This is a genomic window from Candidatus Arsenophonus nilaparvatae (genome assembly GCF_045346035.1).
In the GTDB taxonomy this organism is placed as follows: domain Bacteria; phylum Pseudomonadota; class Gammaproteobacteria; order Enterobacterales; family Enterobacteriaceae; genus Arsenophonus; species Arsenophonus nilaparvatae.
Window position 1 is genome coordinate 623,309 of record NZ_CP158507.1, and the last position, 22,547, is coordinate 645,855.

A 22,547-nucleotide genomic window follows, 5' to 3' on the forward strand; every position below is an offset into this window, starting at 1 on the left:
AATGCCATTATACAGTCTATGTTAATAAAAAAATTAAGGAGTAAATTTTCTGATGAATAACAAGAATTCGCTCAGCAAGGCAAATGTTGATCTAGCTGAAATCGACAAATTTAGCTCTGTTGCGACTCGTTGGTGGGATGAAACGAGTGAATTCCAACCTCTTCATCGGATTAATCCATTACGTTTAAACTATATCCTGCAACAGGCTAATGGTCTGTTTGGTAAAAAAGTACTCGATATTGGCTGCGGCGGCGGAATTTTATCAGAAAGTATGGCTAAAGAAGGCGCCCTGGTGACAGGAATTGATATGGCCGCAGAGCCGCTGGAAGTCGCAAAGCTCCATGCATTAGAAAGCAATATGCAGATCAATTATCTACAGGAAACCGCTGAGAGTCATGCCGAAAAATACCCTAAAACTTATGATATCGTTACCTGTATGGAAATGTTGGAACATGTGCCCGATCCCGAGTCTGTCGTTCAATCATGCGCAAAATTAGTCAAACCGGGCGGTCATGTATTTTTTTCTACTATTAATCGTAATAAAAAAGCCTGGTTATTGGCAATTATTGCCGCTGAGCATATTTTAAAAATAGTTCCCAAAGGTACTCATGATGTAAAGAAATTTATTCGACCTTCAGAGCTACTCAGTTGGATAGATAAAACCTCTTTACAAGAACAGCATATGATCGGATTACATTATAATCCGATTAGCGACAAATTTTCGTTAGGCTCGAATGTTGATGTTAATTATATGTTGCACTTGTCAAATACAAATAATTGTTAACATTTGCTGAAGAAAGCAGCAGTCAGTAGGTCATTATTAAATTTATTTTTCACCATTGCCGGTAACATAAATTATAATATTCTTCTATTATCACACAGAGTTATCGGCCAATTAACAAAATTTAGCGCTCGATTATTGCTAAAAACCCCATTTTTTATAGACTTGATAAAAGTAGCAAATACCATTATCTTGTTAGTATAAACGCAATCAAACACTATATATTGTGTTTACTGCTCTCCATTTTAGTTCAAAATACAAACATAATATGCTATTAACAGCCCACCGTTTTGTATTTTATTATTAACCATTGAGTGCAGTGATCGATAAATATTTAGCTAGTTAACTTTAGGTGTATTTACCCATGAACCAAAGTCTGTTAGTCACTAAACGTGATGGACATAAAGAGCGCATTGATCTTGATAAAATCCATAAAGTCATTACCTGGGCGGCTGAAGGCCTAAAAGATGTATCCGTTTCACAAGTAGAGCTACGTTCTCAGATCCAGTTTTATGATGGTATTAAAACGTCCGATATTCACGAAACCATGATCAAAGCGGCGGCAGATCTTATTTCAGCTGATACACCCGATTACCAATATCTTGCAGCTCGATTAGCTATTTTCCATCTACGCAAAAAAGCATATGGCCAATTTGAACCACCAGCACTATATCAGCATATTTTGCATATGGTTAAAATAGGTAAATATGATAAGCATCTGCTGACAGATTATACAGCTGAAGAATTCGAGCAGATGGATAGTTTTCTGGATCACTGGCGTGACATGAATTTTTCCTATGCGGCAGTTAAGCAATTAGAAGGCAAATACTTAGTACAAAACCGGGTAAGCGGTGAAATTTATGAAAGTGCGCAGTTTCTCTATATCCTTGTTGCAGCTTGCCTTTTTTCACGCTATCCAAAAGATACGCGGTTAAACTATATTCATCGTTTTTATGATGCAATCTCAACTTTCAAAATTTCACTACCTACCCCGATTATGGCGGGGGTACGCACCCCAACCCGCCAATTTAGTTCTTGCGTATTAATTGAATGTGGCGATAGCCTTGATTCAATTAATGCCACTTCCAGCGCGATTGTAAAATATGTTTCTCAGCGTGCCGGTATTGGTATTAATGCCGGCCATATTCGCGCACTAGGTAGTCCAATTCGGGGAGGTGAAGCGTTTCATACAGGCTGTATCCCGTTCTATAAACATTTCCAAACTGCGGTAAAATCTTGTTCTCAAGGTGGCGTACGTGGTGGTGCCGCTACGCTATTTTATCCGCTCTGGCATTTAGAGGTTGAAAGCCTATTAGTATTGAAAAATAACCGTGGCGTTGAAGGTAATCGTGTTCGTCACCTGGACTATGGCGTACAAATTAACAAACTGATGTATGAACGCCTTATCAAAGGTAAAGAAATTACCCTCTTTAGCCCTTCTGATGTGCCCGGCTTATATGAAGCATTTTTTGCTGATCAAAACGAATTTGAACGTTTATATTTAAAATATGAGCAAGACGCAAACATACGCCAAAAACGCGTTAAAGCGCTCGATCTATTTTCACTTATGATGCAAGAGCGAGCGTCAACCGGACGTATTTATATTCAAAATGTCGATCACTGTAACACCCATAGTCCATTTGATGCTAAAGTTGCGCCAATTCGTCAATCAAACCTCTGTCTGGAAATCGCCTTGCCAACCAGGCCCTTAAATGATGTTAACGACGAAAATGGTGAAATTGCTCTCTGTACTCTTTCCGCCTTTAATTTGGGTGCCATTAACTCATTGGATGAATTGGAAGAGTTGGCGGTATTAGCGGTGCGTGCATTAGATTCACTGCTCGATTATCAAAACTATCCGATTGTTGCAGCGCAAAAAGGCTCTATGGGTCGTCGTACTTTAGGTATTGGCGTCATAAATTATGCTTATTATTTAGCTAAACATGGCGTTCACTACTCCGATGGTAGTGCCAATAATCTGACCCATAAAACCTTTGAAGCAATCCAATATTATTTATTGAAAGCATCCAATGAACTGGCAAAAGAGCAAGGTGCTTGCCCATGGTTTAATGAAACTACTTATGCAAAAGGTATTTTACCGATTGATAGTTATAAAAAATCATTAGATGCACTAACATCTGAACCGCTACATTATGATTGGCAAACTTTACGCAAAGATATCAAGCAATATGGTTTGCGTAACTCAACGCTTTCCGCCTTGATGCCATCAGAAACTTCTTCGCAAATATCCAATGCTACCAATGGCATTGAACCACCGCGAGGCTATATCAGTATTAAAGCATCCAAAGATGGTATTTTGCGTCAAGTTGTACCTGAATACGAACGCCTGAAAGATGATTATGAACTGTTATGGCAAATGCCCAACAATGACGGTTATTTGCAGTTGGTTGGTATTATGCAAAAATTTATTGATCAATCAATTTCTGCTAATACGAATTATGATCCAACCCACTTCCCAAATAATAAAGTTCCAATGAATCAATTACTGAAAGATTTGTTACTCGCTTATAAATATGGGTTAAAAACGCTTTATTACCATAATACCCGAGATGGTGCAGAGGATAGCCAAGCCGATCTTGAAGAGGTGATTGAATCAGCTGACAGCGATTGTGATGGCGGCGCTTGTAAGATTTAACGTGAGGACGTATGGAATACCAATATACAACATTTTCGCAAACCAAAAACGATCAATTGCAAGAACCGATGTTCTTTGGACAGCCTGTCAACGTTGCCCGTTATGATCAGCAAAAATATCCTATTTTCGAGCAGCTAATTGAAAAACAACTCTCTTTTTTCTGGCGCCCAGAAGAAATTGATGTTTCTCGTGATCGTATTGATTATCAAGCGCTACCTGAACATGAAAAACACATTTTTATCAGTAATTTAAAATATCAAACACTATTAGATTCTATTCAAGGACGTAGCCCTAACGTGGCACTACTGCCCCTTATTTCAATTCCTGAACTTGAAACCTGGATAGAAACCTGGTCATTTTCAGAAACTATTCATTCGCGCTCTTATACTCATATTATTCGTAATATTGTTAATGACCCATCAATTATTTTTGACGATATCGTAACTAATGACGAAATTTTAAAGCGGGCAAAAGATATTTCTACTTATTATGACGATTTAATTGAGATGACCAGCTATTACCATATGTTAGGTGAGGGCAATCATACAATTAATGGCAAAAATGTCATTATTTCTTTACACGATTTGAAAAAGCAGCTCTATTTATGTTTGATGAGCGTTAATGCATTAGAAGCGATTCGTTTTTATGTCAGCTTCGCTTGCTCATTTGCCTTTGCTGAACGTGAATTGATGGAAGGAAACGCTAAAATTATTAAATTGATTGCCCGTGATGAAGCTTTGCATCTCACCGGCACCCAACATATGTTAAACCTGATGCGTTCTGGTCAAGATGATCCTGAAATGGCCATCATTGCCAAAGAGTGTGAAGAAGCGTGTTACAAATTGTTTGTACAAGCCGCCGAACAGGAAAAGGAGTGGGCAGAATATCTCTTCTCAAATGGTTCTATGATCGGTCTTAATAAAGATATTCTATGTCAATACATCGAATATATTACCAATATTCGCATGCAAGCGGTTGGATTAAAATTACCCTTCGAAACGCGTTCTAATCCAATCCCATGGATCAACGCCTGGCTAGTTTCTGATAACGTTCAGGTGGCCCCACAAGAAGTAGAAGTGAGTTCTTACTTGGTAGGGCAAATTGATGCTCAGGTCGATACCGATGAATTGGGCAACTTTGAGTTATAACCGTTATGGCAAGCTATAAAATTACCCTGCGCAACGCGCAGGGCATACTGATCCCTTTTCATTCCGAACAACATACAAGTCTACTTGATGCTCTGGAACAGAGTAAAATTCAAATTGAATTTCAATGTCGGGAAGGCTTTTGTGGTGCCTGCCGAGTTCGTCTGCGAAAAGGAAAAGTCGCATATCGTCATAAACCAATAGCTTTCATTGATAAAGATGAGATATTAGCCTGTAGTTGCCGGCCTATCACCGATATTGATATTGATATCAATCAATAACACCAGCGGGCGCTAACATTAAGACTGTTTACGCTTTTTCAGCAACCACCAGTAACATCATCGGACGTCGTAGCTCATCTCTCATGCCATCAATTTTATCTAGCAAATAATCAGCCGGCTGAGGCTCAATGAGTCGCGCAATAGAAAATCCAGCTGTTAATAAACTGGTTAAATAAGTTGTTAAGGTTTTATGATACTTAGTCACTTTGTGACCGAGAAATTCTGCCTGACGCGCACTTTCGTTAAAATAGTTATCAACTGGCCAATGGAGCTTAGAGCCTGAACTATCATAACACCAATCTTGTGAACCATGAGCAGTAAAAACTGGGTGCTCGATTGAAAATATAAACTGGCCTTTCTCGGTTAAACAAGCGTAGATTTTATGGCATACTTGAGCAAAATCAGCGACATAATGTAATGCTAGCGAACTGACAACCAGATCAAAGCTAGCATTAGCAAACTGAATATCCTCTATCGCTTGTTGCCGATATTCAATGGTATCAGGAAAGCGATTTTTTTCTTTTGCTACCTTTAACATTTTCTGCGAAATATCTGTACCAATCACTTTTCTCGCGCCATGCTCTGCTGCATATAAACAATGCCAACCGTAACCACAGCCCAAATCTAATACTGATTTACCTTGAAAATTAGGTAATAAACTTTGTAATGCTGGCCATTCACCAGCGGCATTTAATCCATCAACAGAACGAGGAAACTGGCTATAGGCAATAAAAAAATCATCCTGATCGTAAATATTCTCTTTCATAACTAAATTCCAATAATTGGTATATAACTAGCTTAACTATCACTCTCTAATCAAATTTTTATATTATGCCTGATCATCATTCAATTAACTACTGTTCAGACTGATAATGTAAACATAAAATTCCATAAAATGTAATATTAATTTGACACATAATAATCAATCATTTACTCTGCCCCCATATTAAATTTAGCGCTATAAGGCTCAGGATCACTTGTGAAAAATCTCACACTGGGTAGTATTTTAATTGTTGCTGGCACAACAATCGGTGCCGGTATGTTGGCAATGCCGCTTGCCGCATCAGGCGTTGGTTTTCCCATGATTGCACTTATGCTAATTGGGTTATGGGCTTTAATGAGTTATACCGCGTTATTATTAGTCGAAGTATATCAATACAACCCCGCACATTTAGGTTTAGGCTCTATTGCCAAACGTTATCTTGGTTTACCTGGAAGAGTGATAACCAGTTTAAGCATGCTACTACTGATGTATGCATTAGCGACCGCTTATATCGGTGGAGCAGGAGTTTTGATCGCTAATAGCCTTTCATCTTGGACAGGTATAAATATTAGCATCAATTCTGCAATTATTTTATTCACCATTATTGGCGGTACGATTGTCTGTATTGGCACTCATTCAGTCGATTTGATAAATCGCATTTTGTTTATCGCAAAAATTGTTTTTCTGCTCATCATGCTAGTCGTCATGATGCCCCACGTAGAAAATATTAATCTTACCGCTATGCCAGTAGAAAAAGGATTAGTCTTATCAGCGATCCCAGTCATTTTTACTTCATTTGGCTTTCACGGTAGTATTCCGAGCCTGGTAAGCTATATGGATGGTAATATCAATAAATTACGTAAAATTTTTATTATTGGTAGTGCTATCCCACTATTCGCTTATATTTTATGGCAGATAGCCACCTTAGGAGCTATCCCACAAACCAACTTTATCGGTATATTAGCCAGCCAGTCGGGTTTAAACGGATTACTGAGTGCAATTAATGATATCGTCGCCACTTCACAAGTAAATATTGCTGTTAACCTATTTATGGATCTGGCGTTAGCGACCTCTTTTTTAGGTGTTACGCTGGGTTTGTTTGACTATTTGGCCGATATGTTTAAACGTAAAAATACGCCATTTGGTCGCTTGCAGAGTGGATTATTAACCTTCCTGCCACCACTGGTTTGCGCGCTATTTTTCAGCAGTTTTGTTCAAGCCTTAACCTATGCAGCCGTTGCTTTATCGATTTTAGCACTCATTCTGCCAACTTTGATGGTGATGCGCGTCAGAAAAATCGAAGCAAATAAAACTAATCGTTATCGGGTTAAAGGTGGAACGCCCGCATTACTAATAGTGCTAACTTGTGGTGTTGCCGTGATTTTAATTCAGATTGGTATTGTTAGTGGTATGTTACCTGCTGTTGGATAACACTTTTGACATAAAGAAAAAGTAAAGCACCATAATTCATATGGTGCGAACAATTAAGCAGCTAGAAACTGACGCCTGCACCAAGATAAAAACCATCTGCAATGGTATTGTTAGGATGCTGACTCTTGCCTTGCAGTTTAATAAAACGATAACCAAAATTAATCGCTAATGGTTTAATCACTTCATATTTAATGCCCACATCCGCTTCCTGATAAGCATAATTGCCCGAAGTGAAATCACGCGGTGAGCCATAAACTTCCCCATATAAAGCCAACGATGGCATAATTTGCCAATTGGCACCAACACCAGCCGCAAAGGCAAAACCGTTATTATTATCTTGTGGTGATAAATAATAAGCTTTTCCACCAATATAAGCGCTAAACGGCCCTAAAGGTAAGCCAAAAGTTGCCCCTAAGCTAACTACCTGACCATCATGATCGCTACGTGCCCAATTGCCATTTATGCCTAATCCTGCCCCTTTGCTGCCAATACCAGCCGCTAGTTCAGTAAAATCTTTTCCTACTTGTGCACTGACAGAAGCGGCATTAGAATGACCTGAGAATAAAAAACATCCAACTGTTACCGGTAATAAAAATTTTTTCATTAAAATAGTTATCCTAAGCTACTAATTATTCTAGTTACTAAAATATCAACAATATATTTCATTTTCTTTCGAATTATTATTATTTTTTTGTAAAAAACATTTTTTGCTCTGATATATCGCAGCAATAGGTATTTTTGATTGGCTATATACTTTATTAGCTTAGATAATCTATTTGATATGACTTTAATAAGATTAATAAAAATTATGTAACACCTGCTAATTGTTTTTAACTACATTTTCTATCTATTTCAACTAAAACTGGAGATGAGTAATGGAGAAAAAAGAAGGTCTTACTACCGCTGCAGGCACACCCGTCGTTGATAATAATAATGTTATCACCGCAGGCCCTAGAGGTCCGATGTTATTACAAGATGTTTGGTTTTTAGAAAAATTGGCTCACTTTGATCGTGAAGTTATTCCTGAACGCCGTATGCATGCCAAGGGCTCTGGAGCATTTGGTACTTTTACCGTTACCCATGATATTAGCCAATATACACGGGCAAAAATCTTCTCTGAAATAGGTAAGGAAACCAAATTATTTATTCGTTTTTCTACCGTGGCCGGCGAACGGGGAGCTGCTGATGCAGAGCGAGATATTCGTGGCTTTGCCTTAAAGTTTTACACTGAAGAAGGTAATTGGGATTTAGTGGGTAATAATACACCGGTTTTTTATTTACGTGATCCATTAAAATTTCCTGATCTTAATCATGTGGTAAAACGTGATCCGCACACTAATTTACGTAACCCTGCTTATAAATGGGATTTTTTCTCGCATTTGCCTGAATCTCTTCATCAATTAACTATTGATATGAGTGACCGAGGTATACCTAAATCCTACCGCCATATGCACGGTTTCGGTAGTCATACCTATAGTTTTATTAATGAAAAAAATCAGCGATTCTGGGTTAAATTTCATTTTCGTTGCCAACAAGGTATTGAAAATTTGATGGATGACGAAGCGGAACAAATTATCGCTAAAGATCGTGAAAGTTCACAACGTGATCTGTTTAATGCCATTAACAGCCAAAATTATCCACGTTGGAAATTGCAAATCCAAGTGATGCCTGAAGCCGATGCCGCTAAACTGCCTTACAACCCATTTGATTTGACCAAAGTATGGCGACATAAAGATTGCCCATTAATAGATGTTGGTGAGTTTGAATTAAACCGCAATCCTGATAATTATTTTGCTGATGTGGAACAAGCCGCCTTTAGCCCAGCGAATATCGTGCCAGGTATTAGTTTTTCGCCGGATAAAATGTTACAAGGCCGGTTATTCTCTTATGGCGACGCCCATCGTTATCGGTTAGGCGTCAATAATTTTCAGATCCCAGTAAATAAACCACAGGCTAACTGTCCATTTCATAACTACCACCGTGATGGTGCCATGAGAGTGGATGGTAATAGTGGCAATGGGGTTACTTACGAACCAAATAGTGCGGGCCAATTTCAAGAACAACCTCAATTCAAAGAACCACCGTTGACACTATGTGGAACAGCCGATCACTGGAATCATCGGGAAGATGAAGATTATTACAGTCAGCCAAGAGCACTTTATAAATTGCTCAGTAAACACGAACATAAACGTATGTTTGACAGAATTGCCAGTGAATTAGTTGAAGCTTCAATTGAAACCCAGCAGCGGCAGGTTGCGCTATTTAGCAAGGTACACCCTAAATATGGTGAAGGGGTTGAAAAAGCATTAGAAAAATGGCGAAAAAAACAGCATAAATAAAATTGCTTGCTAGCAAACGGAGAGAGTAAAACCTCTCCGGATCATTTTTACGCTGATGCAGTCTAAAAATTGTATTTAGCCAAGGATATACATTACTATCTATTATCGCCTTAAAGCCAGCACCAGATTATCTTAATCCACTTGATTATCATTATGATGCTGCAAAAGCCATTGCTTTATATTGCGGCGTGAAAGCTTAATGCCGGCATTATCGATTAACATACTAGGCAATAAATAATAAGCAATAGGTCGTTGAAAGGCCGCTAACCGATGATTTAACCACTGACTTAAGCTGGTTACCAGTTGTTGATTATCAGACTCAATGACCGCAACTGGACGGTGACCAAATTCTTTATCAGCTATTGGAATGACAAAACTCTGTTTAATATCAGGATGACTATTCAATATCGATTCGATATCTTCGGGTTGAATACCTTCCCCGCCACTAAAAAATTGATTATCTAATCGACCTAAGATCCGCCATTCTCCACCCGAAAAAGCACCTTTATCACGGCTAGCAAACCAACCATTAACTAATGCTAAGGGTAAGATTTTACCCTGCCACCAATAGCCTAATGCCAAACTATCAGCCTGAATATGAATTTCATTATTCACTAAGCGAAGAGACTTGCCGATTAAAGGTAAACCAACGCCTAGAGTACTATCTGCTTGTTTTGCGCAAACCGTGGAGGCTGTTTCTGTCATACCATAGCCGAGCCAACAACGGATGCCATGCTGCTTAGCCGTAGTGACTAGCTCAAGCGGGATCATCGCACCGCCTAATAACACATTTTGTAAACTGAATTTTTGCTCAACCTCTTTTATCTTCAATAAACGCCATAATTGAGTGGGTACTAAAGAAGCGTGGCTGCATTGCTGTAATGCATGTGGTAATGAAATGGTTGCTTTTATTGCTAATCTTGCTCCTCGATATAACCACCGCCAAACAATTCCCTGACCCGAGACGTGAAAAAGCGGTAAAGAAAGTAACCAACAATCCTCACGTTCAAACGGTAATAACGAAAGCACACCTTTAGCACTATTGAGATGAGCGGTAATATTATGCACCACCGCTTTCGCCATTCCGGTTGAACCCGAAGTTAATATTAATGTTGCCGGCAGCGATGGCATAAAAGGTAACGGGCCAGTAACACCATGTTGAAGATTAACCGATTTTGCTATTACTGCGCGATAGTCTAACAATTTTACCTTCGGCAAAAACAACGGTTGTTCAGTAAAATCAATCATATAATCAATCGACAAACCGGTAATTAATTCTACTACTGTGCTCTCTGGCAGTTGTGGATTGAGGGGCAAAATACGCGCCCCCAACTGCAGCAATGCCAGCTGACATAACAGCATAGAAAAACTATTTTTTCCTCTTAGCATGACGATCATCGACTCGGGAGCAAGCAACTGACGGTGGAGATTGTCGGCAACGCAATTAATTTTTGCTACCAATTGCCGCCAACTATATTGTCTATGCACAGTTATCAGTGCAATGTCAGCAGGCGATTTTTCTGCCCAATAGATCCAAGGCCATTGATTAAATATCATTCATTCTGCCATATTAGTTCTAATTCATTTAATCCGATTAATGGCAATGAACTTTCAGGCCATTGACGAACCAGTTGAGTCTGGAACAAAGACAAGGTATCTAATCCGGGAACGGTTTCTGGTGTTAACCAGCTTGCTATTCTGGCTAATTGTGTTAGACCAAAACTACTTTCAAGACTTGAACTAATTACAGTATTTAATCCCAAAGCCCTGGCGTCATCAATAAGTTGCTTACAGTGATTTAAGCTACCCAGTAAGGTAGGTTTAATAACAATGGCGCTAACACCTGGCTGTTTTTCAAGTTTAAAATTAGGTTCGCGCACACTTTCATCCCAAGCAATAGCGATCCCCGTTTGTTGAGCAAACGCTAATGAGTCAAGCATGGTTTTACAAGGCTCTTCAATAAAATCAATTCTACTGCGATTGGCTGGCTTAATATACTTGGCAAACGCGGCGGCTTGTGATTGGTTCCAGCTTCGATTAGCATCCAACCGTAAACGCAATAAAGGAACCGCATCAAGTAGCAAATTAACCACCATCCCATCCCGCACCGACTCATAAAGGCCAACCTTAACCTTAGCCACTTTTTCACTGCTAGTACCATTTAATTGTAAAATAAGCGCATCCAGATCACCGGTGCAAAGGGGTGCTTTTGGATAATGGGTTATTTCAGGTAATTCAGCCTTTAATTCAGCCAGCGCACAACTGAGCCCAAAAGCCACTGATGGAATATGGCACGTTTTAACTGTTGCACCCTGGCACCAGTTATGTAAGCCTGTTTGCAATGATTGCCTGGCCATTTCCAGTGTTTCAACACTAAACTCGGGTAAAGGTGAAATTTCACCCCAACCTTGGGAGTCATTTTCCTGTAAATGAATAAGAAAACCATCACGGGTTTTTAATCGCTGCTGCCTTAATACGATCCCTGCTTCCATAGGTAGACTAAATTGATATATTGCCGCCTTACGCATTATGGATTACGCTCAAAGCTTGAAAAATCAGGTTGCCGTTTTTCATTGAAAGCATTTCTCCCTTCCTGCCCTTCTTCGGTCATGTAAAATAACATGGTTGCATTACCGGCTAACTCTTGTAAACCGGCCTGGCCGTCACAATCCGCATTAAGCGCTGCTTTCAGACAGCGTAGTGCCATTGGGCTATTTTTTAATATCTCACGACACCAGCCTACCGTTTCACGCTCCAATTCAGCATAAGGCACAACCTGATTTACCAATCCCATCTCTAGTGCTGACCGTGCATCATATTGACGGCATAAGAACCAAATTTCGCGTGCTTTTTTTTGTCCAACGATGCGTGCCATATAGGACGCTCCCCAACCACCATCAAATGAGCCAACCTTAGGCCCCGTTTGACCAAATATGGCATTGTCAGCAGCAATGGTTAAATCACACATCATATGTAATACATGCCCACCGCCAATCGCATAACCGGCAACCATAGCAACAATCGGCTTTGGGCAGGTCCTAATTTGCCGTTGAAAATCTAAAATATTTAAGTGGTGAACGCCATTATCATCTCGATAACCACCATAATCACCACGAATTTTCTGATCACCACCGGCACAAAAGGCTTTCTCACCCTGGCCGGTTAAAATGATGCAACCTATCGCATTATCGTAACGGGCGTCGGATAACGCCTGGATCATCTCTTTGACGGTTTGTGGCCGAAATGCATTACGAACATGTGGACGATTGATTGTAATTTTAGCAATTCCATCTTTGCTTTTATGATACAGAATATCTTCAAATTGGGCTGAATAATCATGCCATTGAGCAACAGCATAAAGTTGTTCTTCATTCAGACATTGCATATTCAATTCCTTCCGTCAGAAAATGTTAAAAAACGCTCCACTGCTGTAGCATAAGCGACTGGATTACTACGATGGGCATTATGCCCAGCTCCAGGTATCCGGATAAGTGGTAACGAAAATTGTTGTGAGATAGAGCAAAATTTTTCGTCATACTCACCACAGAGGTAGCTGAACGGGTAGTTTCGCTGTAATAATTTATTGACTAAAAAAGGTTGTTTACCTAGTGAAGTCGTTTCCAATAAATGAGCTACATATTCACCACGGTTATTGCTGCGTTCAGTAATTAATTGTTGCCGTTGCTCGGCAGATAAATCATCAAAAACGGCTTGCTGATACCAGTCAGATAAGACACTATCCATTGGCTCACATCGAAAGCGTTTTGCCCAAGACTGATCATGCTTTATACGTAGCAGGCGATCCGTTGGCTGTGTTAAACCAACATTAGCCCCCTCAACAATCAAGCCTTTTAATTTAGTGGGTTGAAACTGACAGGCGTAATACATAGCAATTCTGCCACCCAACGAATAGCCGATTAGATAGTAACTATCAATTTGATTAGCCCCAATAGCCTGCTCAATTAGCCGATTTACGTGAGAAAAATCGGTTAATTGAATGTGAGGTGAGCGCCCATGTCCCGGTAAGTCAATTGTAAGTGACGGGCGATTAACACATTTTTCTATAATAGGTAGCCATTCACTGCCGTTGCCAAGTAGACCATGTAACCAAACTAACCATGTTCCAGCACATTTTTCATGATATCTTCGCGTATATAGCATTATAATTCCATCATCTGGTTAACAAGCTGATTGAGTGTTCTCGCGCCTTCATCACCGGCTACTAACAATTCGATCATCAACGCCTTGCCGCCCTGCTGCCAATAATTGTTGATGGTATCTTTCAACTGAAGCCAATTTGATGGTGAGGCGTAAGATAGTCCAAACATAGCGGCCGCATGCTTAAATTGCAGATGATGAGGCAGGCAATAAAAACGTTCTCTTTCCATCTCAGGAGTAGGTAACATAGAGAATATTTGGCCACCATTATTATTCACCACAATCAACACCATGGGCGCCACGCAAGCACGTAATAAATTTAGACTATTTAAGTCATAAAGCGCCGAAATATCGCCGATAATCCCCAATGTGGGTTTTGCATTGGCAGCTTGCACACCGGCTAGCGTAGCGATCAAACCATCAATACCACTTGCTCCACGATTGCTATAAATTGGATAACTGATCGGTAATTGACCTAGAGCATCAATTAATCTGACAATCAAACTATTACCAACAAAAAGTTGCCCATCTGTCGGTAACAAATGTGCAAGTTGATGAGCAATAGCGGCCTCTGAGAATTGTTGAGCAAACTGTTTACTAACCGTGCTATGAACGTTATTGACAATTTCTGTCAATGCATGCGCCCAAGGCAAACAGCTAATTGGCGGATGCGCAATTAACCAGTCAGATACGGTACTAACCAACCGCCTACCACGATGATGAGTCGGATCCAAACGACCGGGAATGCTATCAATAATCCAATATTCTTCTGGTTGGCATTGTGCTTGCCATTCTAATAAACGTTTACTGGTTAAACTTGAGCCAAACTGGACGACTAGCTCTACATTTTGCAGAATGTTTTTTGCCTCTGTTACGGATAGCCAGAGATCAGCGCATGGTAAAGGTTGCCCAGTTTGTGATAAAACATCACTAATAACTGGCCAGCCTAGCATTTCTGCCCACTGGACAACTTTTTCTCCCTCATCAGGCCGCATTCTGCCCGCAATCACGAGACCTTTTTTTTGTCGCCAAATATGCCAATCAACAACTAATGCTAGTGAGCTGGATCTGGAACCTATCAACCAGGGTGTCGAAGATTGCCACCAACTAGCCAGTGAATATTGCCAGTCAATTTGTGCTGCGCTGTCACCATATAAAGGTTCAGCAAATGGGCAATTGATATGCAAAGTGCCGTGAGAAAGATTATTCATCGCATTGTCAATAGTGCTCACCAACCATTGTGCATTGATAGCTTGTGTTGGGTTAGGCAATGCTAATGTTTGTGCTGGATGATCAGCAAAAATAGCCGTTTGTCGGATAGCCTGATTAGCACCACAATCAATTAATTCAGCAGGTCTATCGGCGGTTAAAAAAATGATATTTTCACCGGTCAATCCGGCTTCTATTAAAGCAGGATATAAGTTAGCTACTGCGGTACCAGAAGTAACAATAACCGCCACCGGTTTACTAATAACTTTAGCCAAGCCTAAAGCAAAATAGCCCAACCCTCGCTCATCATAGTGAGTATGGCAAATTAATTTACTATGTGCCGCAGCTGCCAATGTCAATGGCGTAGAGCGAGAACCTGGCGCAATACAAACATGACTTAAATCATGTCTGGTTAATGCTTCCAAAATGACTTCCGCCCATTGACGGTTAAAAACACTATGCGACATATATTACTCAAAGCAGAAATAAGAAATAAAATAATAGCAATTTTAAGTAAAATTACGTGATTTTCCTTATTCCAGTTCAATAAAATGACGCTAAAAAATTATTTTTGTTGTTAATATCAACTTTCACAACAAAATATGTCTCTATTTAGCAATGTTTGTAAACCTGCGGCCTTATTTTCGACTTCAAGCCATTCTTGCTGCGGATCTGAATCCTTAACAATACCGGCGCCGGCATAAAGCCGAAGATGATCATAATTGATATGTGCACAACGCAAAGAAACCACAAATTCACTTTGATTTAGTGATAAATAACCGGCACTACCTGCGTACCAACCGCGGCAAATAGGCTCATTTTGCTGTAAAAAATGCTTGGCTATTTTCCTCGGTACACCGGCAACCGCAGCGGTTGGCTGTAAACGGTATAGACAGTCGCTATCGCTAGCATGATGTAACGTGACATGAATAAGACGACGCAAATGCTGAATTTTACGTAATAAAATAATATCAGGTGGGGAAACATCAATTTTTTCACTATTATTGTGCAATCTTTGGCAAATATCCTCCACCACCAGTAAATTTTCATGTTGATTTTTATCATCATTCATTAACCAATCGGAATTGGTTTTTCTGACTATGGGGTCTGATGAATTAACTACTGTTCCAGCTAATGCTTCAGTGTAAAGTTGTTGAAATTTACGATAATAAAGTCGCTCAGGAGTTGATGATAAAAAGGTATGTTGAGCGTTAAAGGACATCATAAAATGATAACATTGACCATTAACCGCTTTACTTGCCGACAGTAGACTTGCCGGATTTAACGGTTTGGTTAATTGAATATCCGTTTGACGGGCAATCACAACTTTATCCATAACCCCACTATTGATCAGTTCTACTGCCTGAGTGGTTAAATCGTGCCATTGTTGATATTCAGGAAGGTGTTGAATTCGCTTAATACGGCTATTAATCGGCAAGATGGGTTTGACTGATTGCAATTTGGATAAAAATTGCAGGGCATCTGGCAGATCTTGTTGATCAATAATATTGATAGCCAATATCCACTTTTCTTGACAATGACGAAACTCAATTCGTGGTAAAAACAAATAGCTATCATTACCAACAAAATCGGCATAATATTCATTATCCGGCAGTGGCTGCCAAGCGTTCAATCCCCAGATCCGCATGGTTGGTATTGCTGTTTGTTGCTGTAAAAATTGTTCAGCATCAGCAATGTTGCTAAAATGTTTTACCTCACCGAGTAAAACCGCTTCTTCATGACCATCGCGATGATACCAATAAAATTGAGGATAAAATTGCTGACTGGCTAACCAATCTAAAGCAGGAAATGTGATATCAGCGGGTAAAGGGAATTCATATTGTCGCACACTTCCAGCATCGATTTGTTGTTCAGATAAAAATTGATGAACACTTGCCATAAACTCGGTAATATTAACCACTATTACTATCCTCTTGACTTACCATCCAATAAATCATTTTATCAAGCCAATTGGCTAACCTCGTATTTATTCTGCTATTTGTATCTTTAGCAAACCATTGGTTAGTTTTTTCACTTTTGATAACATTGAGCGTAAAAAACCCAGCGATATTAGCGCTGGGTTATTAACGTATACTGATATTTATGCCGCCAAGGCAGCAACCGCAATCTCAAACAATGGTTGTGGCCATATTCCCAATAAAATTGTAATAACAGCACACAAGAGCGCAAATAAAGTTGCTAAATTAACATTTGACTGTTTGTCAGATTGATTATTTGTTATTGGCTGACGGCTATATAGACTGGCCATAAAACGTAAATAATAATATAAACCCATCGCACTACCGACAATAACGGCAGCCGTTAGCCACCACAGCTCGGCATTGATAGCGCTAATGATGAGATAAAATTTACCAATAAAACCTAAAGTAATCGGTATGCCAGCTAACGACAACATCATGATAGTCAAAATAATCGCTAGAACCGGTTGGCGCCAATATAATCCCCGATAAACACTAATATCGTCTTTATCATCGCCACAATAAGGACTGGATAGAATACTTACCACGCCAAAAGCCCCTAAACTAGCGAATAAATAGCCAATAAAGTAGATTGACACTGTAATTTGTGCTGCAACACTATCAGTCTGTAAAGCAATTAACGGTAGTAGCAAATATCCCATATGGGCAATAGATGAGTAGCCTAACAGACGCTTAATGCTCTGTTGTGAAATAGCCATCAAATTACCAAACAGTATAGAAGCAATGGCAATAACGCTGAGTACTGACAATAATGCCTGACTTTCTGCTAGGGGCGATGTCATCAGTAGACGCATTAAAACCGCAAAAATAGCGATCTTGCTGGCAGTTGCCAAAAATGTCGCAACTGGTGCAGGCGCACCTTGATAAACATCCGGCGTCCATAATTGGAATGGGACAAAAGAGAGTTTAAAACCAATACCAACCAACATCATGCCTAAACCAACCATAAGGACTGGATAGTGAATAATATGCTCATTTAGGCTTGAACCTAATTTGGCAAAGGCTAAACTGCCTGATTCAGCATAAAGTAATGCCATACCAAACAATAAAAATGCAGAAGCAGCCGCGGATAGTAACATATATTTAATGCTAGCTTCTAATGAACGCTTCTGAGTAAAGGCATAACCAACTAAGCCAAATAATGGCAATGAAATCAATTCAATACCAATAAATAAGGTTGCTAAATGATTAGCCATTGATAACAGAATCCCGCCCGTTACCGCAATACTTAGTAATAAATAAAACTCTTCTTTATTATCCGGATACCCTGCAAGCCATCGATAGGCATAAATTGCTGTGCCAATACCGGCAATCAAAATCAGTATGCTATAGAAAAGTGAATATTTATCGACATAGATTAATGGCGTCACTTCAATCGGCAACCTATCTCCAATTAACAAGCAAGATAGCAGGGCAATAATAAAACCGGTTATTGTTAATGTGACATTGATTAAATGATGGCGTTGCCAGGCAATGGATAACATCACAATCACCACTAATAGCCCAACGATCAAAAGTGGTGACAATGCGATCAATTGTTCAAAAGTTATGGTCATGACGAATTATGGCCTTAATGTTGAAAATGAAATGGAATATAAACTGTGGAGTGATTCCATCACATTTTTTGGAGTATCTAACACCGGTTGCGGATAAAAACCTAATACCACTAATAATAGTGCTAATGTCAATAAAACCAACACTTCGCGACCATTTAAAGCAGGCAGTGCTTTTTCCGATTTTGCAGTACCATAATAAACTTGTTGCATCATCCAAAGTGCATAAATAGATGCAAATACTACACCGAATACCATAATAATGGTCACCAATTTAAATTGGCCAAAAGTACCAAATAGGATCATAAACTCACCGACAAAATTTCCGGTACCCGGCATTCCTAAGGTTGCAACCGCAAAAAATAGTGATAGCGCAGGCAGCCACATGATCCGTTTCCATAATCCGCCCATCATGCGCATATCACGTGTTCCGGTGCGTTCATAAAGTTGACCACTAATAATGATCAAAGCCGCACCTGATAAACCATTGGCAATCATCTGTAACACAGCTCCTTGGTAAGCAAGAATGGAGCCTGCATAAATGGCGACGGTAACAAACCCCATATGCGACAAACTACTATAAGCCACCAGACGTTTGATATCTGTCTGTTTAAATGCTAACCATGCACCATAAAATATACTGATCACACCTAACGTCATGGCGATAGGGGTAAATTGAATCGATGCTTCAGGAAATAGCGGTAAAGTGAAACGCAATAAACCATAAGCGGCCGTTTTCAGCATGATACCTGAAATATCAACGGAGCCGGCCGTTGGGGATTGTTCCTGCGCGTCTGCCATCCATCCATGAAAAGGTACCAAAGGCATTTTTACCGCAAAGGCAATAAAAAATCCCAGCATCAATAAATACTGTGTCAGCGCTGACATTTTGGTATTTAACAGATCGTGATAGGCAAATGACCAATGACCCGATGATTGATAATGAATTAATGCCAATGCCACAATCGCCAGCAACATAATCAAGCCACTTGCTTGGGTATAAATAAAAAACTTAGTTGCAGCATTAACATGTGCACGTTCTTCTGAGCCTTTATGTCCCCAATTAGCAATTAGGAAATACATCGGGATCAACATCATTTCCCAGAAGAAAAAAAACAAAAACAGATCCACCGCCATGAAAATTCCCATCACGCCGGCTAAAATCCACATCAAATGGAAGTGATAAGCACCCTGATTAGGTTGATTTTCACTCCACGAACTCAATATGGAAAAAATCCCCATAATAGCCGTTAGCACTATCATTAGTAATGATAAACCATCAATGGCTAGGGCAATATTAATACCTAATGGCGTGATCCATGGCATGAAAAAGATCGCCTGCCATTGGGGTAATGCCAACGTATCAGGCAACGAATAATTTCCCTGCAACCAAAGTAATACAGAGAGGAGCAGAGTTAACCCCATCACAAGCAGTGCCAAATAGCGTGGTGCCCATTTATTGAATCGTTCGGACAGCCAACATAAGACACCACCGATGAAGGGGAGAAGTATTAGCCAAGGTAATAGCATGGCGCAATGTGTCCCTTAATTAAACCAGAAGTAACAGTGCTAACATCAACACTGCCCCTAACCCCATAGAAGCCAAATACCAACGGATCTGCCCATTCTGGCTTAACGTTAAGCCTTTATTGCCCCAACGTGACATCACAGCGGGAATATTCATTAATGAATTGACAGGATCATTTGCCAATAATTGAGCAATTGCTTTAAATGGTTTTACAAAAATAAGGTTATAGAGTTGGTCAAATCCCCAAGCCTGATACCACCAAATAGTAAAGAAACGCTCTGCTGCGCTTTTAGCAATTGATTTAGCAACCTTACGTTTGCCTATATAGAGGAATACCGCCAGTGCCAACCCCAATAATGCAACAATTGCTGAAATTATTTCCAGCCTAGCTTTACCTGACTTATTGATTATTTCATTGACAGGAAATATGCCCGCTAACGGTTGAACAATCTGTGCACCAATAACCGTAGATAAAACTGCTAATACCGCTAACGGCAGAGTATGACTAATACCACCGACAGTTTGAGCTGAGGTCTGTTTTTTGCCATGGAAGACAATAAAAATCATACGGAAGGTATAAAGTGAGGTCATAAATGCACCAACTATACCAGCCCAGAGTAAAACTGTTTCTCCTTGAAGGGCTGCTCCCCATAAGATATCGTCTTTGCTATAAAAACCGGCAGTAACTAGTGGTATTGCCGCTAGCGCGCCACCGCCGATTAAAAAACAACCATAAACAAAAGGTAACGTTTTACGTAAACCACCCATCTTGAATATATTTTGTTCATGGTGACAGGCAACAATCACTGAGCCAGCGGATAAAAAGAGTAAAGCTTTAAAGAAAGCGTGGGTCATTAAATGAAAAATAGCCGCATCCCAAGCCTGAACACCTAAAGCTAAAAACATATAACCTATTTGACTCATCGTCGAATAAGCTAATACGCGCTTGATATCTGTTTGTACTAAGGCCGCAAATCCAGCCAATATTAGGGTGACTGCACCAATAATAGCGACTAAGTGCAATATTTCCGGCGCCATCAAAAATAGGCTATGCGTGCGAGCGATTAAATAAACTCCAGCAGTTACCATTGTTGCGGCATGAATAAGCGCAGATACTGGAGTTGGCCCCGCCATTGCATCGGCTAACCAGGTCTGCAAAGGCAACTGAGCAGATTTACCGACTGCACCGCCAAGGATCATTAGCGTGGCCCAATTAATCAGCGAAGAGCCTGCACTAATTTGTTGTGGTACCAGTATGCTCAATTGATGGAAATTAAGGGTGCCAAATTGGTTATAGAGAATAAACATGCCAATAGCTAAAAATACATCACCAATCCGCGTGACAAAAAAAGCCTTCATGGCTGCTTTGCCATTTTCTGGATTGGTGTAATAAAAACCGATTAGCAAGTAACTACATAACCCGACGCCTTCCCAACCCAGGTACATTAGCATCATGTTATCAGCCAAAACTAAAACAACCATACTGGCAATAAACAAATTGGTATAAGCAAAAAAACGAGAATAACCTTCTTCACCACGCATATACCAAGAAGCGTATAGATGAATTAAAAAGCCGACGCCTGTCACAACTGCCAACATGGTTAACGATAAACCGTCAAGTACCAGTGTAATTGGGATGTTAAAGTCGCCTACTGCTATCCAGTGCCACAATGTTTGACGATAAGCATAACCACCGTCAGCATTATTAGCGAAAAAATCAATCGCTAGCCAAAATGTTACCAGTGCTGCCAACCCTACCGAACCAACCCCGATGATAGCGGACACATTTTCCGACCAACGTCCGCGAGAGAATGCGAGTAGTAGAAATCCCAATAGTGGCAGCAGAATGGTTAAATAGAGTAAATTCATCCGCGCATCTCACTGACTTCATCAATATTAAGGTTCTGGCGATGACGATGAAGTTGCAATAACAACGCCAATCCTATACTTGCTTCCGCGGCAGCCAAGCTAATCGTTAGAATATACATGACTTGGCCATCAGCTTGTCCCCAATAACTACCCGCCACCACAAAAGCCAATGCGGCTGAGTTAATCATTATTTCTAATCCAATTAACATAAAGAGAAGATTGCGCCGGATCAGCAGACAACTTAAACCTAAAACAAATAAAATTGCCGCTAAAATTAAACCGTGTTGCAGAAGGATCATACTTGTTCCTCCACATCCGAATGACTATCCAGAGAGTTAAGCCGCTTTTCACGTCCAATATGAAATGCCACGACAAGACCCGCCAATAACAGTAAAGAAATCAGTTCAACGGCCAATACGTAAGGACCAAATAAGCTCATACCAACCTCCTTAGCACTAATCATCTGACCTTTTATCTGGCTATGTTTTATTGAAACAATGGCATAGATAATCACGCTAAGTAAAACTGCTGAAAGGATAGCTGGGCCAATCCATGCTTTTGGTTGTAGCCAGGCACGCTCCTGATCAACGACTGATTTACCTAAATTAAGCATCATGACCACAAACACAAACAGCACCATAATAGCCCCGGCATAGACGATAATCTCTAAGGCACCGGCAAAATAAGAACCAACCGAGAAGAAAACGATCGATAAAGCTAACAGAGAAACGATCAGATACAACAGCGCATGTACTGGATTGGTATGTGTTATTACCCTAAGCGTCGCCAAAATAGCCACCAATCCAGCGACATAAAATGCAAATTCCATAAACA

General features: G+C 40.0%; 19 protein-coding genes. 6 read left to right on the forward strand and 13 right to left on the reverse strand.

All coding sequences use genetic code 11. The features are described from left to right. The first annotated feature begins 52 nt into the window (after positions 1 to 52). The 4 genes from ubiG to yfaE all read left to right on the forward strand — a co-directional run bounded on the left by ubiG (position 53) and on the right by yfaE (position 4,863). Entirely contained in the window at positions 53 to 784 is a 732-nt protein-coding gene (gene ubiG, locus WH390_RS03110; protein ID WP_032114655.1) for a bifunctional 2-polyprenyl-6-hydroxyphenol methylase/3-demethylubiquinol 3-O-methyltransferase UbiG, read from the forward strand. Positions 785 to 1,145: 361 nt separating this feature from the next. Continuing rightward, entirely contained in the window at positions 1,146 to 3,437 is a 2,292-nt protein-coding gene (gene nrdA, locus WH390_RS03115; protein ID WP_032114656.1) for a class 1a ribonucleoside-diphosphate reductase subunit alpha, read from the forward strand. Positions 3,438 to 3,448: 11 nt separating this feature from the next. Continuing rightward, complete coding sequence (nrdB, locus tag WH390_RS03120) at positions 3,449 to 4,585, forward strand: class Ia ribonucleoside-diphosphate reductase subunit beta (RefSeq protein WP_032114657.1); 1,137 nt, start codon at positions 3,449 to 3,451, stop codon at positions 4,583 to 4,585. 5 nt (positions 4,586 to 4,590) lie between these two features. Further along, a complete protein-coding gene (yfaE, locus tag WH390_RS03125; protein WP_032114658.1) occupies positions 4,591 to 4,863 on the forward strand; it encodes a class I ribonucleotide reductase maintenance protein YfaE in 273 nt (90 codons plus the stop codon). Positions 4,864 to 4,891: 28 nt separating this feature from the next. Here the strand turns inward: yfaE and WH390_RS03130 are convergent, their stop codons facing one another. Next, the gene (locus tag WH390_RS03130; protein ID WP_032114659.1) at positions 4,892 to 5,629 is read right to left on the reverse strand and encodes a bifunctional 2-polyprenyl-6-hydroxyphenol methylase/3-demethylubiquinol 3-O-methyltransferase UbiG; all 738 of its coding nucleotides are present in this window, start codon (positions 5,627 to 5,629) and stop codon (positions 4,892 to 4,894) included. 273 nt (positions 5,630 to 5,902) lie between these two features. Here WH390_RS03130 and tyrP point away from each other — a divergent pair, with 273 nt between their 5' ends. Continuing rightward, positions 5,903 to 7,057, forward strand: a complete 1,155-nt coding sequence (gene tyrP, locus WH390_RS03135) for a tyrosine transporter TyrP (RefSeq protein ID WP_406850678.1) — start codon at positions 5,903 to 5,905, stop codon at positions 7,055 to 7,057. Positions 7,058 to 7,118: 61 nt separating this feature from the next. On the opposite strand, the gene WH390_RS03140 is transcribed toward tyrP, so the two are convergent. Then, a complete protein-coding gene (locus tag WH390_RS03140; RefSeq protein ID WP_032114661.1) occupies positions 7,119 to 7,661 on the reverse strand; it encodes a YfaZ family outer membrane protein in 543 nt (180 codons plus the stop codon). A gap of 271 nt (positions 7,662 to 7,932) precedes the next feature. Between WH390_RS03140 and WH390_RS03145 the strand changes: the two genes are divergently transcribed. Beyond that, a complete protein-coding gene (locus tag WH390_RS03145; RefSeq protein WP_032114662.1) occupies positions 7,933 to 9,396 on the forward strand; it encodes a catalase in 1,464 nt (487 codons plus the stop codon). Between the two features lie 132 nt (positions 9,397 to 9,528). Here the strand turns inward: WH390_RS03145 and menE are convergent, their stop codons facing one another. From menE to nuoJ, 11 genes are all read right to left on the reverse strand, one after another. Continuing rightward, on the reverse strand, positions 9,529 to 10,953 hold the full coding sequence (gene menE, locus WH390_RS03150) for an o-succinylbenzoate--CoA ligase (RefSeq protein ID WP_032114663.1): 1,425 nt from the start codon (positions 10,951 to 10,953) through the stop codon (positions 9,529 to 9,531). Further along, entirely contained in the window at positions 10,950 to 11,924 is a 975-nt protein-coding gene (gene menC, locus WH390_RS03155; RefSeq protein WP_032114664.1) for an o-succinylbenzoate synthase, read from the reverse strand. The genes menE and menC overlap by 4 nt, the downstream gene beginning before the upstream one ends. Continuing rightward, positions 11,924 to 12,781 carry a 1,4-dihydroxy-2-naphthoyl-CoA synthase gene (gene menB, locus WH390_RS03160; RefSeq protein ID WP_032114665.1) on the reverse strand — a complete coding sequence of 286 codons (858 nt, stop codon included), beginning with the start codon at positions 12,779 to 12,781 and terminating at the stop codon, positions 11,924 to 11,926. The genes menC and menB overlap by 1 nt, the downstream gene beginning before the upstream one ends. 2 nt (positions 12,782 to 12,783) lie before the next feature. Next, positions 12,784 to 13,557, reverse strand: a complete 774-nt coding sequence (gene menH, locus WH390_RS03165) for a 2-succinyl-6-hydroxy-2,4-cyclohexadiene-1-carboxylate synthase (protein WP_032114666.1) — start codon at positions 13,555 to 13,557, stop codon at positions 12,784 to 12,786. Continuing rightward, on the reverse strand, positions 13,557 to 15,230 hold the full coding sequence (menD, locus tag WH390_RS03170) for a 2-succinyl-5-enolpyruvyl-6-hydroxy-3-cyclohexene-1-carboxylic-acid synthase (RefSeq protein ID WP_032114667.1): 1,674 nt from the start codon (positions 15,228 to 15,230) through the stop codon (positions 13,557 to 13,559). Before menD ends, menH begins: the two co-directional genes overlap by 1 nt. Positions 15,231 to 15,346: 116 nt before the next feature. Continuing rightward, positions 15,347 to 16,684, reverse strand: coding sequence for an isochorismate synthase MenF (gene menF / locus WH390_RS03175; protein ID WP_238565662.1), 1,338 nt, complete (start codon positions 16,682 to 16,684; stop codon positions 15,347 to 15,349). Positions 16,685 to 16,864: 180 nt separating this feature from the next. Then, complete coding sequence (gene nuoN / locus WH390_RS03180) at positions 16,865 to 18,319, reverse strand: NADH-quinone oxidoreductase subunit NuoN (RefSeq protein WP_032114668.1); 1,455 nt, start codon at positions 18,317 to 18,319, stop codon at positions 16,865 to 16,867. Positions 18,320 to 18,325: 6 nt separating this feature from the next. Next, positions 18,326 to 19,846 (reverse strand): NADH-quinone oxidoreductase subunit M, encoded by a 1,521-nt coding sequence (gene nuoM, locus WH390_RS03185; RefSeq protein WP_032114669.1) that lies wholly within the window; start codon positions 19,844 to 19,846, stop codon positions 18,326 to 18,328. A 19-nt stretch (positions 19,847 to 19,865) separates the two neighbouring features. Continuing rightward, a complete protein-coding gene (gene nuoL, locus WH390_RS03190; protein WP_032114670.1) occupies positions 19,866 to 21,713 on the reverse strand; it encodes an NADH-quinone oxidoreductase subunit L in 1,848 nt (615 codons plus the stop codon). Then, positions 21,710 to 22,012 carry an NADH-quinone oxidoreductase subunit NuoK gene (nuoK, locus tag WH390_RS03195; protein WP_026822041.1) on the reverse strand — a complete coding sequence of 101 codons (303 nt, stop codon included), beginning with the start codon at positions 22,010 to 22,012 and terminating at the stop codon, positions 21,710 to 21,712. The genes nuoL and nuoK overlap by 4 nt, the downstream gene beginning before the upstream one ends. Beyond that, positions 22,009 to 22,542 carry an NADH-quinone oxidoreductase subunit J gene (gene nuoJ, locus WH390_RS03200; protein ID WP_032114671.1) on the reverse strand — a complete coding sequence of 178 codons (534 nt, stop codon included), beginning with the start codon at positions 22,540 to 22,542 and terminating at the stop codon, positions 22,009 to 22,011. The genes nuoK and nuoJ overlap by 4 nt, the downstream gene beginning before the upstream one ends. Positions 22,543 to 22,547: the final 5 nt, after the last annotated feature.

Coding starts and splice junctions, on each gene's coding strand:
- ubiG (WP_032114655.1), top strand. CDS start 53: ATGAATAACAAGAATTCGCTCAGCAAGGCAAATGTTGATCTAGCTGAA.
- nrdA (WP_032114656.1), top strand. CDS start 1,146: ATGAACCAAAGTCTGTTAGTCACTAAACGTGATGGACATAAAGAGCGC.
- nrdB (WP_032114657.1), top strand. CDS start 3,449: ATGGAATACCAATATACAACATTTTCGCAAACCAAAAACGATCAATTG.
- yfaE (WP_032114658.1), top strand. CDS start 4,591: ATGGCAAGCTATAAAATTACCCTGCGCAACGCGCAGGGCATACTGATC.
- WH390_RS03130 (WP_032114659.1), bottom strand. CDS start 5,629: ATGAAAGAGAATATTTACGATCAGGATGATTTTTTTATTGCCTATAGC.
- tyrP (WP_406850678.1), top strand. CDS start 5,903: ATGTTGGCAATGCCGCTTGCCGCATCAGGCGTTGGTTTTCCCATGATT.
- WH390_RS03140 (WP_032114661.1), bottom strand. CDS start 7,661: ATGAAAAAATTTTTATTACCGGTAACAGTTGGATGTTTTTTATTCTCA.
- WH390_RS03145 (WP_032114662.1), top strand. CDS start 7,933: ATGGAGAAAAAAGAAGGTCTTACTACCGCTGCAGGCACACCCGTCGTT.
- menE (WP_032114663.1), bottom strand. CDS start 10,953: ATGATATTTAATCAATGGCCTTGGATCTATTGGGCAGAAAAATCGCCT.
- menC (WP_032114664.1), bottom strand. CDS start 11,924: ATGCGTAAGGCGGCAATATATCAATTTAGTCTACCTATGGAAGCAGGG.
- menB (WP_032114665.1), bottom strand. CDS start 12,781: ATGCAATGTCTGAATGAAGAACAACTTTATGCTGTTGCTCAATGGCAT.
- menH (WP_032114666.1), bottom strand. CDS start 13,557: ATGCTATATACGCGAAGATATCATGAAAAATGTGCTGGAACATGGTTA.
- menD (WP_032114667.1), bottom strand. CDS start 15,230: ATGTCGCATAGTGTTTTTAACCGTCAATGGGCGGAAGTCATTTTGGAA.
- nuoN (WP_032114668.1), bottom strand. CDS start 18,319: ATGACCATAACTTTTGAACAATTGATCGCATTGTCACCACTTTTGATC.
- nuoM (WP_032114669.1), bottom strand. CDS start 19,846: ATGCTATTACCTTGGCTAATACTTCTCCCCTTCATCGGTGGTGTCTTA.
- nuoL (WP_032114670.1), bottom strand. CDS start 21,713: ATGAATTTACTCTATTTAACCATTCTGCTGCCACTATTGGGATTTCTA.
- nuoK (WP_026822041.1), bottom strand. CDS start 22,012: ATGATCCTTCTGCAACACGGTTTAATTTTAGCGGCAATTTTATTTGTT.
- nuoJ (WP_032114671.1), bottom strand. CDS start 22,542: ATGGAATTTGCATTTTATGTCGCTGGATTGGTGGCTATTTTGGCGACG.